The organism is Gordonia tangerina (assembly GCF_021556435.1).
Lineage (GTDB): Bacteria > Actinomycetota > Actinomycetes > Mycobacteriales > Mycobacteriaceae > Gordonia > Gordonia tangerina.
In genome coordinates this window covers 221,360-238,294 of sequence record NZ_JAKGCU010000001.1, presented here as the reverse complement: position 1 = coordinate 238,294, position 16,935 = coordinate 221,360, and the positions used below count along the sequence as shown (strand labels likewise).

10 protein-coding genes are annotated in these 16,935 nt (G+C 61.3%); 7 read left to right on the top strand and 3 right to left on the bottom strand.

The features are described 5' to 3' along the window. Nucleotides 1-2 precede the first annotated feature (2 nt). The gene (locus L1892_RS01075) at nucleotides 3-3,083 is read left to right on the top strand and encodes a type III restriction-modification system endonuclease (RefSeq protein WP_235721596.1); all 3,081 of its coding nucleotides are present in this window, start codon (nucleotides 3-5) and stop codon (nucleotides 3,081-3,083) included. A gap of 122 nt (nucleotides 3,084-3,205) precedes the next feature. Next, complete coding sequence (locus tag L1892_RS01070) at nucleotides 3,206-5,203, top strand: GmrSD restriction endonuclease domain-containing protein (RefSeq protein ID WP_235721595.1); 1,998 nt, start codon at nucleotides 3,206-3,208, stop codon at nucleotides 5,201-5,203. A gap of 2 nt (nucleotides 5,204-5,205) precedes the next feature. On the opposite strand, the gene L1892_RS01065 is transcribed toward L1892_RS01070, so the two are convergent. Genes L1892_RS01065 through L1892_RS01055 form a run of 3 tightly spaced genes read right to left on the bottom strand, consistent with a single transcriptional unit; the run spans nucleotide 5,206 to nucleotide 11,342 of the window. After that, nucleotides 5,206-8,445, bottom strand: a complete 3,240-nt coding sequence (locus tag L1892_RS01065; RefSeq protein WP_235721594.1) for a C-terminal helicase domain-containing protein — start codon at nucleotides 8,443-8,445, stop codon at nucleotides 5,206-5,208. Further along, nucleotides 8,438-10,216 (bottom strand): phospholipase D family protein, encoded by a 1,779-nt coding sequence (locus L1892_RS01060; protein ID WP_235721593.1) that lies wholly within the window; start codon nucleotides 10,214-10,216, stop codon nucleotides 8,438-8,440. Before L1892_RS01060 ends, L1892_RS01065 begins: the two co-directional genes overlap by 8 nt. Continuing rightward, entirely contained in the window at nucleotides 10,203-11,342 is a 1,140-nt protein-coding gene (locus L1892_RS01055) for a DUF6361 family protein (protein WP_235721592.1), read from the bottom strand. Before L1892_RS01055 ends, L1892_RS01060 begins: the two co-directional genes overlap by 14 nt. A 178-nt stretch (nucleotides 11,343-11,520) precedes the next feature. On the opposite strand from L1892_RS01055, the gene L1892_RS01050 reads away from it, so the two are divergent. The 5 genes from L1892_RS01050 to L1892_RS01030 all read left to right on the top strand — a co-directional run bounded on the left by L1892_RS01050 (nucleotide 11,521) and on the right by L1892_RS01030 (nucleotide 16,912). Further along, nucleotides 11,521-12,360 (top strand): PASTA domain-containing protein, encoded by an 840-nt coding sequence (locus tag L1892_RS01050; protein ID WP_235721591.1) that lies wholly within the window; start codon nucleotides 11,521-11,523, stop codon nucleotides 12,358-12,360. A gap of 257 nt (nucleotides 12,361-12,617) precedes the next feature. Beyond that, nucleotides 12,618-13,154, top strand: a complete 537-nt coding sequence (locus L1892_RS01045; protein WP_235721590.1) for a PASTA domain-containing protein — start codon at nucleotides 12,618-12,620, stop codon at nucleotides 13,152-13,154. A gap of 236 nt (nucleotides 13,155-13,390) precedes the next feature. Beyond that, a complete protein-coding gene (locus L1892_RS01040; protein ID WP_235721589.1) occupies nucleotides 13,391-14,482 on the top strand; it encodes an SHOCT domain-containing protein in 1,092 nt (363 codons plus the stop codon). Between the two features lie 189 nt (nucleotides 14,483-14,671). Then, nucleotides 14,672-15,748: an HNH endonuclease gene (locus L1892_RS01035; protein ID WP_235721588.1), complete on the top strand. Its 1,077-nt coding sequence runs from the start codon at nucleotides 14,672-14,674 to the stop codon at nucleotides 15,746-15,748. A 489-nt stretch (nucleotides 15,749-16,237) separates the two neighbouring features. Next, entirely contained in the window at nucleotides 16,238-16,912 is a 675-nt protein-coding gene (locus L1892_RS01030; protein ID WP_235721587.1) for an Ltp family lipoprotein, read from the top strand. Nucleotides 16,913-16,935: the final 23 nt, after the last annotated feature.

The window sequence follows — 16,935 nt, the reverse complement described above, 5'->3', positions numbered from 1 at the left end:
CGATGAAGATCCAATTCAAGGTTCAGCAGTTCCAGACCGACGCGGTCGATTCGGTGGTCGAGGTGTTCGCGGGTCAGCCCAAGCACGACGGCATCTCGTACCGGATCGATCCCGGCAACGTGAAGTCGGTCGCCAACCCGGGACTATTCGAAACGAGCGAAACCCCGGACTCCGGGCTGCGGAATGCAGAGATCGCACTCACCGATGCCCAACTGCTCGAGAACACCCACAGGGTGCAGCGTTCCCGGAATTTGCCGCTGGCGGCGAAGTTGGTGGACAGCAAGGCGGCACCGGGGGCGCCGAATCTCGACGTCGAGATGGAGACAGGCACGGGTAAGACTTACGTCTACATCAAGACGATCATGGAAATGAACAAGCGCTATGGCTGGTCGAAGTTCATCATCGTCGTGCCGTCCGTAGCGATCCGTGAAGGCGTGAAGAAGTCTTTCGACGTGACCACCGAGCACTTCCAGCAGATTTACGGAACGAAGCCTCGCTCGTTCATCTACAACTCGTCGCAACTGCACGAGCTTGAGCGGTTCAGCTCCGACGCTGGGGTGCAGGTGATGATCATCAACATTCAGGCCTTCAACTCGTCCGGTAAGGACAACCGGCGGATCTACGACGTACTCGACGATTTCCAGTCCCGCCGACCGATCGACGTGATCAAGGCCAACCGGCCGATCGTGGTCATCGACGAACCGCAGAAGATCGGAGCGGACAGGTCACTCACATCGCTGGCCGAGTTCAATGCGCTGATGGTGCTGCGCTATTCGGCCACACACAAGGTTGAGCACACCAAGGTGCATCGCCTCGACGCCCTCGACGCCTACAACCAGAAGCTAGTAAAAAAGATCGCCGTCCGCGGTATCACCGTAAAGGGGCTCGCCGGCTCGGCCGCGTACCTGTACGTCGATGCGATCGAAATTGCCAAGGGCGCCAAACCACGAGCCCGAGTCGAGATCGAGGTCCAGACCAAGACCAACATAAAGCGCCAAGTCAAACGGCTCGACGTCGGCGCGAACCTGCACGACCTGTCCAACGGTATCGAGGCGTACAAGGGCCTATTCGTCACCGACATCGACGCCAACCGCGACGTGATCGAACTGAGCAACGGCGACGTGGTCATCGCGGGGCAACTTGCCGACCGTGATGTGACCGAGGAAACCAAGCGGCGCATCCAGATACGGGAAGTCATCCGAGCCCACCTGGACAAGGAACGTGAACTGTTCAGTCGTGGAATCAAGGTGCTCTCACTGTTCTTCATCGACGAGGTCGCGAAGTATCGCGACTACGCCCGCGAGGACACCCTTGGCGACTACGCCCGCTGGTTCGAGGAAGAGTACGTCGCGATCCGCGACGAGGTGCTCGGCGAGCTCGCGCTCGACGACTCGGCCGCCGCGCATCAGGAGTACCTGCTCCGCGACGAGGTCGGACGGGTGCACGAGGGCTACTTCTCCATCGACAAGAAGACCAAGCGGCAGGTCGACGGAAAGGTCAGCGGCCGGGGTGACGACAAGGGACAGTCCACCGACACCGACGCCTACGATCTGATCCTCAAGGACAAGGAACGCCTGCTGTCGTTCGAGGAACCGGTACGATTTATCTTCTCGCACTCCGCCTTGCGCGAGGGCTGGGACAACCCCAACGTGTTTGTTATGGGAATGCTCAAGAAGAGCGACAACACGGTCTCTCGCCGTCAGGAGATCGGACGAGGTTTGCGCCTGGCGGTCGACCAGCACGGCGAGCGAATGGACAACCCGGTCGTCGTGCACGACATCAACGAACTGACCGTCGTCACCGACGAGTCCTACACCGACTTCGTCGCTGGCCTGCAGAAAGAGATCGCAGACTCGTTGGCCGCACGCCCACGCAAGGCGAGCGTGAAGTTCTTTACCGGCAAGACCATCCAAACTTCCAGCGGCGAATCCGTCGTAGAGGAGGCGCTCGCGCAGGCACTGTACAAGTACCTGATCAAGAACGACTACCTCAACGACGACGACACGGTCTCCGAGACGTACAAGCAGGCCAAGGAAACCGGCACCCTCGCCGCCCCCACTTCGGAGGTGCTGCGGCCGGTCATCGATTCCGTGTGGCCGCTCGTGGATGCCCTGTATCTGGATGTGAAGGTGATCGGGGAGGACGGACGCAAGCCGAAGAAGATCCCGCTCAACGAGGCCAATTTCGCGAAGAAGGAGTTCCAGGCACTCTGGGATCGAATCAACCACAAGGCGGTCTACCAGGTCGAGTTCGACTCGAACGAGCTGGTCCGCAAGTGCATTCAGGCGCTCGACACCCACCTCAACGTGGCCGCGATGCAGTACGTTGTTCAGGCCGGGCAGCAGAAGGACTCCTTCGACGCCGAGGATCTCACCAACACAGCGGGATTCGACCAAACGCGGACACGGACTCACACCGAGACGGCCACGGCGGGCTCACAAGTGAAGTACGACTTACTCGGCGAGATCACTGAGAAAACCCAACTAACCCGACGTACCGCTGCCGCCATCCTGGGCGGGATCACGCCGGCTACATTCGCGAAGTTCCGGCTCAACCCGGAACATTTCATCACCGAAACCGCCCGGCTCGTCAACGAGCAGAAGGCAACTGTGATCGTCGAGCACCTGACCTACGACACACTGGAAGACCGATTCGACGCGGCGATCTTCACCGAGAATCAGACCAAGCAGGACTTCACGCAGGCCGGCGACAAGCTGAACAAGCACATCTACGACTACGTCGTCACCGACTCAAAGATCGAACGTGACTTCGTTACCGAGATCGACACGAGCAGCGAGGTAGCTGTCTACGCGAAACTCCCTCGAGGCTTCTTCATCCCGACCCCGGTCGGTGACTACAACCCTGACTGGGCGATTACGTTCAACGAAGGCAACATCAAGCACGTCTACTTCGTGGCGGAGACCAAGGGCTCGCTGTCAAGCCTTCAGCTCAAGGGCGTCGAGAACGCCAAGATTGAATGCGCTCGCAAGTTCTTCAAGTCTCTGAATACCAACAGCGCAAAGGAGGTCGCCTACGATATCGTCACTGATTACGCTCAACTGATGCAGCTAGTCAAGGGCTAACGGACATCGAGAAACCGTGAACGAATGTATAGAAGCCGACGCCGTGTGCATGGAATCAGTTACAATTTGCACCTGCCCGACGCGCCGAAATGGCGCTCGGCCCTGGGATTGGACGAAAAGGCATGGGTCTGGGAACTGAAAGCTTGATTACTCAGGTACGGCATCTTCTCGACGGCCGGATCGTAATCCCATCAATCCAGCGCGGATACGTATGGAAGAAGTCTCAGGTACCGTTCCTGCTTGACTCTCTCTACAAGGACTATCCCGTCGGCTCACTACTGGTCTGGCGAACCACGCTCGATATTCCCCTCAAAGCCGCATCTGTCGTACAGAATCAGCAAGATCAATTGCACCCGTCGGTGCTTCTAGACGGTCAGCAACGGCTCACGTCTCTCGCAGCCGTCATAGCGCCTGACCGCACAATTGGCACTCACCTCGACGTCCGCTTCGATGTGGACTCCGAGGAGTTCTTGAACGCCAGTGCAACACAGCGCAGAAACCCGCGGCTGCTACGAGTGTCCCAACTTATCGGCGAGGCACCTCAATTCGGACAGCTACTCGCTGCTGCTGGCGTCGATAACACCGACCCGAACTATGACATGTTTTACGAACGGGTACGCAACGTTCACCGCATTCGCGACAAACTGGTCCCCGTCATCACGGTGAACTCGGACGACTACGAAGAAGTCGCTGAGATCTTCACACGCGTCAATCAGGGCGGTCGCAGGCTCGCTAAAGGCGATCTGGTGCTGAGCGCCATTGCCGCGCGATGGCCCGAGGGCGTGGAAGTTATTGATCAGTTTAGCGATGAGCTCGATCGCCAGAATTTTGCACTTGACCGCGAGGCAGTCCTTCGACTGACCGGCCTCCTGGCTGGCACCGGTGCGCACTCCATCAAGCTCATTAACAAGTCCGTTACCGGCGACGACCTCAAGCGCTGCTGGTCTCAAACAGAAACAGCCCTCAGCTACGCAATCGACTTTCTCAGAGGTGAGTGCAGCATCCCACGCTCGGCGGTCTTGACGAGTCCCAATGTCGTAGTGATACCTGCCTATCTACTGTTCCTAAAACGCAGTCGGCTCAGCCCTAACGAAACCGCACACTTGAAACGGTGGGTCTACACCGCTATGGCTTTCAGTTACTACTCGAACCAGGTGGAAGGCAAGCTCGACGCCGACGCGAAGGCGCTGCGGACCGCCACTGCTAACGTAGGCGACGCCGGCGACGCGCTGACGGATCTAGTGCGGCGCGCATCAGGCGCACGCCCGATAGGCACCCCCATCGAGCCCGAAGAGCTTTCGAGCAAGAAGATGAGCTCCGCCTGGTTCAACCTGCTCTACATCGCGGCTCTTAAGCGTTCCGCGAAGGACTGGATCAACAATCAAACGCTGATTTCCGCCCCCATGACATCGGGGTCGAGAATCGAGTATCACCACGTTTTCCCGAAAGCAAAAGTACTGCAAATCTACGGTTCCGACATGACGAACTGTATCGGCAACTTAGCATTCGTGTTCGGCTCGTCAAACCGGTCTATTGCAGCGAAAGATCCTGCGACCTATCTTCCTACCATTCCGGAAGAACGGCTCGAAGAGCAACAAGTTCCAACGAATAGAGAATTGTGGTCGATCGATCGATTCCCAGAATTTATTTCCGTCCGGCAATCTGAACTCGCCAATGTGTTGAATCGGCTCCTAGAAATACCCTCCGCCACAAGTACAGCACCTGTGGCTGAGTTTCCGACCGTGGAATCCGAGCTACCTGAGGACGAAGATGACGCATTCAGCGTAGGCGACGCCTATGATCCGGCCCTAGACTCGCCGTCGGCGATGCCAGCCGCTTCGGCCATGTCGCCCCGCGTCGAGACACGTGTACAGCAGGTAAGAGGCATTGGCGGTTATCGCCGTTCCAACGGAGCCGTCGCTTCACACGTGCTTCAGGTCCTTGGGCGCTTCCCGCCCGGCACTGAGTTTCGAATTTCCGAGGTCGCGGCTTACGAAAGCACCGACTACGAGGCCAATGAGATCAGCGCCGGCGCCATCGCTCAAGGTGTCAACAAGGGAACCATTCCGGGTGTCGAATACGTGCCGGGCGTTCGCCCGCGGAGGATTCGATTAACGTAAGTTCAAACCCTTCCGGTCTCCGGACGCAGGTCAACGCGCCACTCTGACGCATAGTCTTCCTTCACTCCGGCCATCGAAACAACGGAGATCAAATCCTCCTGCCGCGCCTGCCCAAACGCCAGCCGGTAGTACGCAACCCGCTTCTTCACCCGCTCGATCCGCGCCTCATCCGTACTCAGCTGATACGGAAGCAGATCCCGAAACACCTTGTGCGGACCCGGATACACCCAGTCCGGTGCGAGTCCCGGAACGTCCGGATGCGGCGCATCGATCCCCGCCAGCTCGTACGCCTCGCCCCACGGATTCGCCGACTGCAGCATCTCGCCACCGTGCTTCTGCGCGATGTTCCGCCGCACCGCGTGCCCGCGGAATCGATTCACACGGCCGTCGCGCTGCTCAAAGTCGACCGGGTTGCCCGGCACATTCCAGTGCACGAGGTTGTGGCACCACGGATGGAAGTCGATGCCCTCCTGCCCGACACTCGTGGACACGAGCACGAACGGCCAGAACGGCGAGTTGAACGCTTCACGGATGTCGGTGGAGCGCACCGCCTGATCGTCTTGCTTGGTGTCGCCGTAGCGCATCGCGAAGCGGCAGCGGAAGTCGATGTCGTCGCCACCGAGCGGGTCCTTGCCTTTATAGATTGCGGTGCTGAGCTTGAGTGGCTGCGCGGCGTGGAACGCGAACCTCACGAGCGACTCGTCTGACATCGTGCTGTCGCCCTCGACAGCGGCGAGGTGATAGAGGTACTCGTCGAGAAGCGCCTGCAGATTGCCATCTGCGCAGTAGCGCAACACTTTCTGCCAGTATGGGGACTCGTCTCGATAGAGGTCGTCGAGTATCAGTGACGACTCCCAGCGGTTGAACAGAGTTCGCAAACCTGAGGCGAGGACCGCCGCCGCGCGCCACCGGCCACCGACCGTCACCTGAGAGGTATCTACCGACAGCCTTCCGAGCGCACGCCAGGCACAGTTCGCCGGTGAATGCATGGCTAGCCGGGCGGTGCGGACTGCGAGGTCCTGCGGGATCGTCGACAGGTCGAGGGGCTGTTCGCCCCGATGCACCGCAATGGCCTGGGCGACGTAGTCCGACAGGACCGATGTCTGGTCCTCATGATGCGGAGCGTCAGGGTCGTCGGGATCTCGAACGCGGCCGGCCATCGCCTGAGTCGGCGTTAGCCCTGCAACCGTCCCTGATAGCGCCTCGTCGAGCACTCCATCACTGATCACGAGCGGCCACCGCCACAGCAGGGGCGCAGTCTCGCTCGCTGTGGACTCTCGCGCGTCGGCGGGGAGGCGGGACGCAAGTTGGCGTGCCAGCTGTGTTTCAGCGACCTCACGGTCAACGGCGTCGCCGGCCGGTCCGGCTAGCGCGAGCGGGTCGGCTTCGTCAGCGAGTCCAGGCAGCGGGAAGAAGATCATGAACGACGCCATCGCCGACAGATCACCGCCACTCCTCCGGAACTGAAGACGTGGCGAGACATTCTCGTTCGTCGTGATGTTGCGTGGCGCGGCTGTCTCACTACGCGCGATGCGGCGGCTTGCGTCGTGGCTCAGCAGGGAGGCGACGGATGCCGGGGTCGCCGACCATTGCGAAAACACCAACTTCTTGGTCATCGTCTGCGCTTGGAAGCTCGCATATGGACCAGACGGCTTGAGATACGGCAGCGACGGCGGCATCCACAGCGTCTGCTGCCAGTTCTTCCCGGTGGTCTGGTCGATCAGGGTCTGGAGCCTCGGATTCTGTTGGGGCAGTTCCTGATATGTCTCCACTGCTTGTGGGTTCAACCGCTGCAGACCGTTCAGCATTCGCTGCACCTCGGGGTCGTCGGCGTCCCGGTCCACGAACCGCCCCAACTGGTAGGCGTCCATGAAGTGGACCAGTGCAGGCACCGACTTCCACACATCCATCGGCAGGTGTGTGCCGACGTGGTCTGCAAGTTCTGTCAGTGCGATGAACTGACTGATGTCGTCGCTGGTGACAGCCGATGCCGGAGCTCGTCGCTCCTTGACCATGGACGACTTCGCGGTAGAGGGCCGTTCGGTTCGGCACATCACGGTGAGAAGCTCCGCGCGCAGACGATCCCGCAGCTCGGTCGGATCGTGCCCGCGCGTGACAGCATCGCGGAACTCATTCAGCAGCTTTGCGATTCCGCGAGTGCCTTCCCCCGGTTCGGCGCGACCCTTGGCAAGGAAGTCGAGGGTACCCATGAACTGTTCGCGGTGAGTCCCATCGCTTCCCCTCATTGCTGCGGCGCCTCCATCGACTTCGTCATCGATGTCGAACGGCTTGTAGGGAGTCGCCGACAGCAGCAGGACGCGGGCAGCCGAGTAGTTGAACATCTCCTGGGCAAGCTCGCTCACCGGTTGGTCGTCGGCGAGGAGGTCGGTGAACCGTTGAAACTCATCCAAGATGATCAGATCGGGCTCGAGTGCCTCCACACCGGCACGTGCCAGCGTTCGACGCAGGGCAATCACCATGTTCGCGCCGGCCGAAAAACCGCCGGGAACACCGGATCGGCCCACCGTCTCATCGACCAAGTCGATGAAGGCGTCCAGAAGTGAGGTGCCGTCCGATCCAGCTTCCCGGATGAGCTCGGTAAACTTGGCGACCACGGTCTGATCCAGCGGTGGTGCACCGCCCGATGCCCTGTCTGCCAGCGCCCGCTCGAACTTCTGCGTTTGTTCTTTGAATCGACCCCACTCCATGGTTCCGCGGAGGACACGGTAGGCGGCAGTGGCACGCGCCCCGCGCAGCTGTAGTTCGTCACGCAAGATCAGAAACAGCAGCGCTCGCTCATCGCTCATTCCAGTGCGCCATCCCCTGTCGGGGAATGATGTTCGTGGGGTGAGCGAGACGAGGTTCACTGGCTTACCGACTGACGTCACTGGAGTGTTGAGCTGGTGCGACGCGGTGGCCAGCATGCTCAGTCGGGTCGACAGGTTGACCTTGGTGCCCAGGATGTCGAGGCGTTTGACGTTCTGGCGCGCAACGTCGGCATTGGAGCAGATGTAGACGATGTCGATGCGTCCGACCTCGTCGTCGTCTTGGAGGTCTTCGATGGCGGCGGCGATGACACCGCGCGCAATCATGCTCTTGCCGAGACCCGTCTCGTCGGCCACCAGGTAGCGGGTTCCGGTCTTCTGCCGGTAGAGCACGTTGACGACTTGGTCGACGCTGGCGCGTTGAAAGGGTCGCAGCTCGGCGAGGTAGGGCTCGGCCGAGAACCGTGAATCAGACACTGGCACCACTCTTCACTTCGGTCGCCGTCGAGATCGCGTTCCACAGGTGTTCGAAGCCTTCGGGTAGCACGCCGTGGCGGTCGCCGTTGTCGATGATCGATGTGACGACTCCGGCAAGTTGGTCGAGTACATCGCGCTGGGCCACAGACGCTTTCAATATCTGCTCGAACAAGCCTTGCTCGAGCTGCGACCATCGGCCGTTCAGGCCGGCACCGCTGCCACCGACACCAGCATCATCGTCGGCGGGACTGCCGAAGGCGAGCAACAGCGACAACAGCCGGCGGAAGGCGTCGGGGTTGTTGATCTCGTTGATGATGATGTGGTCGAGCCGGCGGCCGATGTCGCCGATGAGATGTGCCTTGACAACGGTGGCGCTGCGGGTGCCGTGGCCGTCGTCCGCGGTGATGACCATGAACGCGGTGACGTCGCTGAGCCGTAGACCCGAGTAGGTGACGTCGACGCGGGTCGCGGGTGTGAGCGGCGTGGCGGTTGAAGCATCGGTCAGCAGCGAAAGGCTGACTGCGACATCGTCAGTCGCCGGTGGCAGGTTCTCGTCGCTGGTGATCGTCAGCTGCGCTTCGTCATTCGCATCGACAGTGAGATGTGCGGTCAACGGGATGGCCGCGACTGTCCGGAGGTAGGAGTCCAGCGCGAACTGCGGATCGTCCTCGGGTTCGGCCCCCGGTTCGATGTCGGTCGCTTCGAGAATGGATGCGAACCCGTCGGTCCCGATCAGTGCGTCGACACCGTAGGTCTTCACCTTGCCGGTGAGTTCGACCAGGATTTCGGCGTTGTCGTCGAATGCGGCGCGGGTGGCGTTGGCCGAGCCGACGAAGATGTGCGCGAGCTTGGCCCGTTCGATGGCGTAGAGCTTCGCGTGGAGCCCGGTGAACAACGATCCGCGGCGCGCCGCGTCATCGTCGTCGTCGGGTATTCCAGCTGTCGGGCTGAGGACGTAGGCCTGACTGATCCAGTCGGCCCATTCGCTACTGAGGCAGTCGAGCGATTCCTGCCGTGACACCACCGTCAACGAGTCACGCGCAGCTGCGGCGAGACGTTCCATGCCCTTGTCCTGAACGAACGGCGAAACCAGGAGGTGGCGGTAGCCGCTGAAATCTGGCTTCGGGGCGGCTTTTCCGGGCAGGCCGAACACGTGGAAGGTCAGATCGTTGGCGTCCGGCGGGAGATCCCACTCGGCATAGCGGATCGTGTCAGCGAGGTCCGTCATCCGGTCCCGTCGCTGGGCTGTTAGGCTCCGGCCGGCGGCGGCGGCCACGTAACGCAGCAGGCCGGCGATGGGCTTGTTGCTTGCGCTCGGTGAGCTGACGATCCATCCGTCGAGGGAGAGAGCCACGTCCCAGGACCGGTCTTTGGTGAGGTTGCGACTGAGCACGATGAGCCGAACCGATTGTTCGCCGTCGTCGTTGCTGTAGACGCCGAGCCAGATCTTGGGGTGGAACAGTCCGCGGGGCCGGACGATCGCATGGATCGAGTCTTCGAGCAGTGAGAAGAGCGGCGCGCGATCTCGCGGAACGGCGATCTGCCCGCCTTGGTGGAAGATGTCGATCTTCGCGATGCTCGCTCGGATGGCCGCCATAGTCTCTACACGGTCGGCGCCGTCGACATTCGCGCTGCCGGCGAGCGCCAGACTCGGCAGGAGCGCGCTCTCGAGGTCGAGGGTGAAGGTGGTGGCGACGAGGTGATCGAAAGTAAACCCGGGTGGCGGGACTAGCTGTTTGAGCAGGGTGGTTCGGCTGTCAGGCGGGAGCATCCGCGAGTCCCTCCCGAATGTCGGCGAGCATGGTCTGCACGATGGGCCACCGGAAGTTGAGGCGCGCCGATCCTGACGAGCCACCCCAGTTCTTGATCTGCCGGTCGTTGCTCAGGCGTGAGTGTTCGCCCTTGTTCTTGCGTTCGCGTTCACTGATCATGCGTCGGATGGTCGTGTCGCTGGACATAGTGTGTGGGTCTCGGGTTCGGACTTCGGCGATCCAAGTGTTGATGAAGATCGTGGTCGCCGGTGAGACCGGGGTGTTGCGACCGCGGAGCACCGTGGCCCAGAAGTCGTCGAGGTTCCAGCTGGTCAGTTCTGCTCGGTTCGTCTCCACGTCGTCGGCCCACTCGCTGAGTCGCTCGCGATACTCGTCGGCGCGGCTGTCGTCGTCGGCGCTGAATGTGTCAAAGCGTTCGGCGATCAGCAGGTTGTAGATGAGCGCGGCGCCGTTGATGGCCAGGGAGAAGAGTCGTGCGTGCTCGACGGTCCCACGGAGTTCCGCCGAGGCGTTGGCGAGCGCGGGGTGTAACCACGGCGCGTCGGCGTCGTCAGGGTCGGTGTCGAGGCCGTTGGCCAGTAGGTGTGCCAGGTAGGTTCCGGGGGCGGCGACCATGATGCGTTCGCGGAGCCATTCAGCTTCGTCGTGGGTGAGGTCGAGACCGTCGTCGAGCTGTTTGGGGAAGCCGTCGGGCGGGGGCACTCCGACGTCCCAGGTCAGCGCCTTCGGATTCAGAAGGATTTGATAGCGCTGGAGTGCCGCCCAATAGATGCTGGATGGGAGATTTAGGACGGTCTTTCCGGCGCGCGAGCCGATCATCCCGCGCGCCGGGGTCGGGTGCCGCAGGACTTCGATCAGCTTGCGTTCCTCATCGTTGGCCTTGGAAGTGACCATCGTTCCGGTGTGGCGGGCCGCGGCGCGTTCGAAGATCCACGCGATGATCAGGAAGTAGCGGGGCCGCGTGTGGATGGTCGAGGTGCCGGGAAACATGAGGTCGGCGAGTCCGTCACGCACCTGCCCGATCCCCAGATCGTCCAGGGTGGTGGTGTCGCTGAACATCTTGACGATCTCGCGCATGCGGCGCTCGTCGTCGGTGGACGTGTCCAGCCAGGCGAGACTCGACATTGAGCAGCTCCTCGTCGTAGGGCGGTTGTCAGGCTATCGCTCGGAGCCGACAGCGCGTTTCGGAACGGCGCGACGATTACGCGGTCTGGTTGAATCCGCGATCTCGGGCCGGGACGTTTGCTTTCCGCAAAGTACGGAGCACGACTGATCGTTGTTTGCTTCATGCTTGAATCAACACATGACCATCGGGAAGTCCTCTTCTTGGCGAAGGCAAGGCATATTCGTACTCCTTCTCATCGTGGCCGGTGCCTGGCTCACAGCTTGTGGTGCCGAGTCACGGCCAGTACCAGACGTGACCGGTTACCGACTCGACGATGCGCACAACCGGTTGGAGGACGCCGGGTTCGAGAAGTTCGCCGACGACGATGCAGTCTCTGATCGAACCCCTGCATGGGATGCCAACTGGGTGGTCGTCAAGCAGTCTCCCGCGGCAGGCGATTCTGCCGAACTTGGCACGACAATCCAATTATCGATCGCCAAACCGGAGGACGAGGGTGTGCGACAGGACCTCCCTGCTGGCTCACCGGTCGCCATAGAACTTAGAGAACAGGACAAAGAACGGGCCGCGGAACAACGACAGGAACAAGCGGAGCGGATCGTCCAGAACAAGAAGGACCGAGCAGCGGTCACAGAATTCGTAGAACAGAACGATCCGATGTCGCGCAACAGTTTGAACGCGATCGCCGAACTGCCAAGCCTTGCTGACTCAATTCGCGCCAAGGGCGTCGTCACAATCAGTGACAGTGCCACACTTGCAGACATAGACGCGTCCTTACGTGTGTACTGGGAAACATTGGAAGCTACACCGGAGTCAGTCAACGAGTGTGCTGATCGGACGCAGGAGGCCATTCGCTCGTTCCAACAGGCCGCTGACACTCTGCAGACAGCGGAGGGCGCCGCGGCGCAAAGTTCATTGACCCGTTTTTCTCAGATTTATCAGCCGGCGAAGAACAAGTACAACTCGGGGCTCACGTGCCTATATCAAGACACCGGCATCGATGCTCCAACCCTGCCATAGCACACACAATGTGGCGTTGAGCTGACCACGAACTAGAGATCCTCTGTCCCCAGAAACTTCAGATTTCGGACCCTCCCTCGTCGGCGTCTTCGACTTGATGCACTTGGATCGTTAAGGGCCCGACGCCGCGCACGACTTCCGCTGGCCCGCTTAAAGCCAAACCGGGCCGGCGCCGAAGTCGACAGCTCCACAGCCCGAGTAGAGAGAATATTTTGAGTGCGGCAGTGGCCTGAAGTAGCGCGCTGTAGAACATTTGAATGAAAACCATTCCGCATTCACAGTTCCCCGATACCCACCGCTGCACATCGTTAGAGTCAGTCAATACTGTGCTGAATTCCTATCGGCAGGATAAATCAATGCGAAAGTCCCATCCATTTGCGGTTGCGTACATCTGCGCGCTCCTCGTTACGTTGACAGCGTGCGGCGCCGATGACGATCCGGTATCCACTACTAGCGCTACACAGACACAAGAGACCGCACAGATCACCACGGATACCACCACAGCAACGACGGCGGACACCACCGCCCCAGAGCCACCGGCCGCGACCACAACGATTGCCGAACCGGCACTGATGCCCGATGTCGTGTGCATGAATCTGCAAGCCGCACAGGACAGAATTCAGAGCGCTGGTGTGTTCTTCTCTCGAAGCGAAGACGCGACGGGAGAAGGGCGGTCCCAGGTCCTGGATCGCAATTGGATCGTCGTAGCGCAAACGCCGGCGCCAGGAGCTCCGTTCACCGAGGGCGAAGCGGTTCTCTCGGTCGTTAAGATCGGCGAGCAGAGCCCCTGCTGACGTTGACTGCCCAACACCAGGCGTAGGTTCACGCGGGAACTCTCTGAGTTCGGCCTCGCCCGTCCTCAGCACGAAAGTTGTTCATCGTGTATCCATCACACCGACCTGGGCAAGTGCACCTCGGGTCCAGCAAATCGAGTTACAACAAGAGTTCCGATCTACCGCGAATTGGGGATCCTTGTCCGACTCGCATGTGAAGATGGCGCCAACTGGTTTCGAGATGGAAGTTGGCGAGAATGACCCAGTTGAGTCCCAAGGTCAAGGAGAAGAACGGCGCAAAGTGGTGCGCCGCACTCGCACCAGATTTGCTCAACGGCGAGACCATCTGGGCACTGGTATCGGCCGGGCGGATGAAGCCGGTAACGAGCGGCGCCGCGATCACAAACGCGCGGATCATCGGCTTCTGGCACAATGGAGAGAGCACCGACAAGCGCATCGTACTGGAGGTTATGGCCCACCAGATCCGAGGCGTTGACTTCCCGGTCAAGGCCGGGAGCACCAGCATGCGCGTCATGACCGACCAGGGCGAAGTGAATTTTGGAAACCTACACAAGGACGAAGTGGGCTTTGCGCACTACTTCATCGACTACCTGTGGAGGAATGGCGTAGACCCCGCGGTGGCTCACGCAATTGACCAGCGCCACAAGTCCGAAGTTGCAGCACAGTTGGCCGAACACGACTACCTGAGCAAGCGTGAATCAGTCAAGGTCTTTGGCGGCGCGCTGAAAGACAAATGGTGGAACGACATCAGGGGTCACGCTCACCCCGGCGAATTGCCTTGGTTCATCATCAATTCGGGCAGCGCCGGTCGGCTCGTCGCGTTCGAGGACAGGCTGTTGATCAGCAAGACCGGCGGAATGACTAGCCTGATGGCCGGTTCGTTCGGCGGCGGACGGGAGACGACCTTCCCCTATTCAGATATCACCAACATCGAGTACAACGGCGGCTTCGCCAATGGTGTGCTCGAGGTCTTGACTCCGAGCTACCAAGGCACCGGCAACCACTACTACTGGCGTTCCACCAACAAGGCTCGCAACAAGGCGAGCGACGACCCTTGGACGCTTTCGAACTGCCTCCCGTTGGCGAAGCACATCTATCGCGAAGCGCAGCCAACATTGAACGAGCTTCATCGAAAGATCATGGACGCCAAACGGCCCCAGGTGGTCGTTCACCATGCTCCTGCCGACCCGTCTCCAGCCCCTGCTCCCGCTGCCGATGCCGGACTAGCGGACGAGCTGACGAGATTGGCCGAGATGCACCAGCAGGGAGTGCTCGATGACGATGAGTTCAAGGCAGCGAAGAAGGCGGCTATCGCCAGGCAGTCATAGGTCTCTAGCATGAGCAGCGACCCTTCTCAGCAGCATCTGGTACCGATTGGCTACAAATGCACCACCTCCGGACTCGGAGAATGAGCGCGGTCGGCGCGGGAGGAGACTCAGTTCCTGGCGACCGCCGCCTTGCACGCCCAGTGTCGTCGCTGGGCATCACCCCAATCGTGTTAGACCTACGCTGCCTTAATGCCATACAAACCTTCTGACCCCCTCGATCTGGGCCAGAAGCTCGTCGCCCTCCTCGACGGCGGACGCCGCACCGCCACCTACAAGCTCGCGGTCCTCATGGCGTTGCTTGACCTCAGCGTCGAGTCCGTCCCCGCCGATCCCTACGCTGCCGTCGACATCGACCTCGATCGGCTGACCACCCGGGTCATCGAGCTGTACTGGCGTCAGCTGCGACCCCTCGACGGCCATCGGCTACGGCAATCCACCGACGGTCGAGGCGTCATCTTCACCACCGTCGCCGACCTGCGGGACGAACTCACCCGCGCACATCGCACCCCGACGATCGACCTGGTGGTCGCCGAGGGGTCCGTCGCATACGTCGCCGCGCACACGACTGTGAAGCGCACGCTCGTCCGGTATCCGCTCAAGCTCCTGCAGAACGTCACCACCGCCACCGAACACGAGCGCTTCCTCTATGACGACTCCTGGATGGGAACCGCGTCGGAGCGAGCCATCGCCGATCATGGCAACAAGCTGCAACTGTTCCCCGGTGTCTGCACGACGCTGGCCCGCCTCGCGCCGTTGTTGAAGCCCGCTTTCCAGCTGTCCTGGGTCGACGACGTGCGCCGCATGAACAAGACGCTGTTGGCCGACGGTCCCGACATCGCCGACCATCTCTTTGGTGCCGACCGCGTCTCGCTGCTCAAGGCCGGCGACGTCTTGGCGAACGAGTTCGGACCGCACTGTTTCTACTGTGCCGCACGATTGACCACCACCCGACACGTCGATCACGTACTGCCGTGGGCGCGGGTCGGCATCGACGGACTGGCCAACCTCGTGTTGGCCTGCCCGTCCTGCAACTCCAATAAGTCCGACCTGCTGCCCTCCCCCACGCTTGTCGACCGGGCGCTCGATCGTGGCCGGTCTGTCCTCGACGCGCTTGCCGCCGATATCAACTGGCCAAGCCAGTTCGACCGGGTGGTCTCCGCGGCGCACGGGCTCTTTGCGACTCAGCCGGAGAGCACGCCGGTCTGGTTGGGTCGCAGAGATATTGGAGTGCTGGGACGTTTCGACTTCGATTGGTATACCGGCTGACGGCGTTCCTGTTGGGACTGTGGCCCGCGCCGCCGGCAACAAGGCGTAAGTGTAAGTCGCCGCACGACGGGCATGTGCCGCGAGCCGAGAGGTCGGCGCTCGGTGCCGGCGTGCACTCCTACGTGTCGAACTCCTGACTTATCGAAGAGCGAATCGTGTGCCCGGAACAGATCCGCAGCAGACCGCGGCCATCTCGGTGCTCATCGTGGCCGCTCGCGGAGACTGCGAACAAACTGGCGGCGAAAAGTTGTCAGACCTCGGTTCTACTCTCTCACTCAGTTCGTCAGAGATCGGAATTCACGCTCTCAGAACCGCGAGTACTTCGGCGCTCGACCCGCATTCGCAGCAGCGTGGTGGGTCGGCACAGCATGAGCGATGTTGTGTTCGTGCATAGCGGAATTCAGATCATCGACGACCCGGTCGCCACGACCAACTACTGACGCATGTACCGCTTGCCGATCAGCACACCCAAGATACGAAAGGTCAACGATGACTCAGCACAACAACGACATGCCCACCGCGCCGTGGGCCCAGCCCGCAGCGCCTGCGGGCCACCCGCCCAACGGCAAGAAGGGGTGGAGTCGGCGCAGGAAGATCGTCGTCGGCGGTGTCGCCGCCTTCGTCATCCTCGGCGGCATCGGCGCGGCGATGGGCGGCTCGGACACCGAGACGAAGGAGGTGAACGCCGCGCCGGGCAGCGTGTCCGCGCCCACGCCGGTCGAGCAGGCGGCCGCCGAGCAGGCCACCGTCGCGCAGGCACCGGCACCGGCAGCCCAGGTGGTCGACACCACGGCCACCGAAGCCCCCTCCCCGGCCCCCGAGGAGGCGCCGGCGGCTCCGACCCTGACCAGCAGCCAGCGCAACGCGGTACGCGCCGGCGAGACCTACCTCGACATGATGGGCATGTCCAAGCAGGGTCTGATCCGTCAGCTCAGTTCCGATGCCGGAGATGGGTTCTCGGTGCAGGATGCCACTGTCGCGGTCAACCACATCGAGCAGCAGGGTGATGTGGACTGGAATGAGGAAGCCGTGCAGGCGGGTCAGACGTACCTGGACATGATGGGGATGTCGCGCTCGGGGCTGATCCAGCAGTTGACGTCGGATGCCGGCGACCAGTTCACGCTCGAGCAGGCGACGTACGCTGCCGACCAGCTGGGTGTATGACCGGCGCCGTCGGGTCGTCGTTG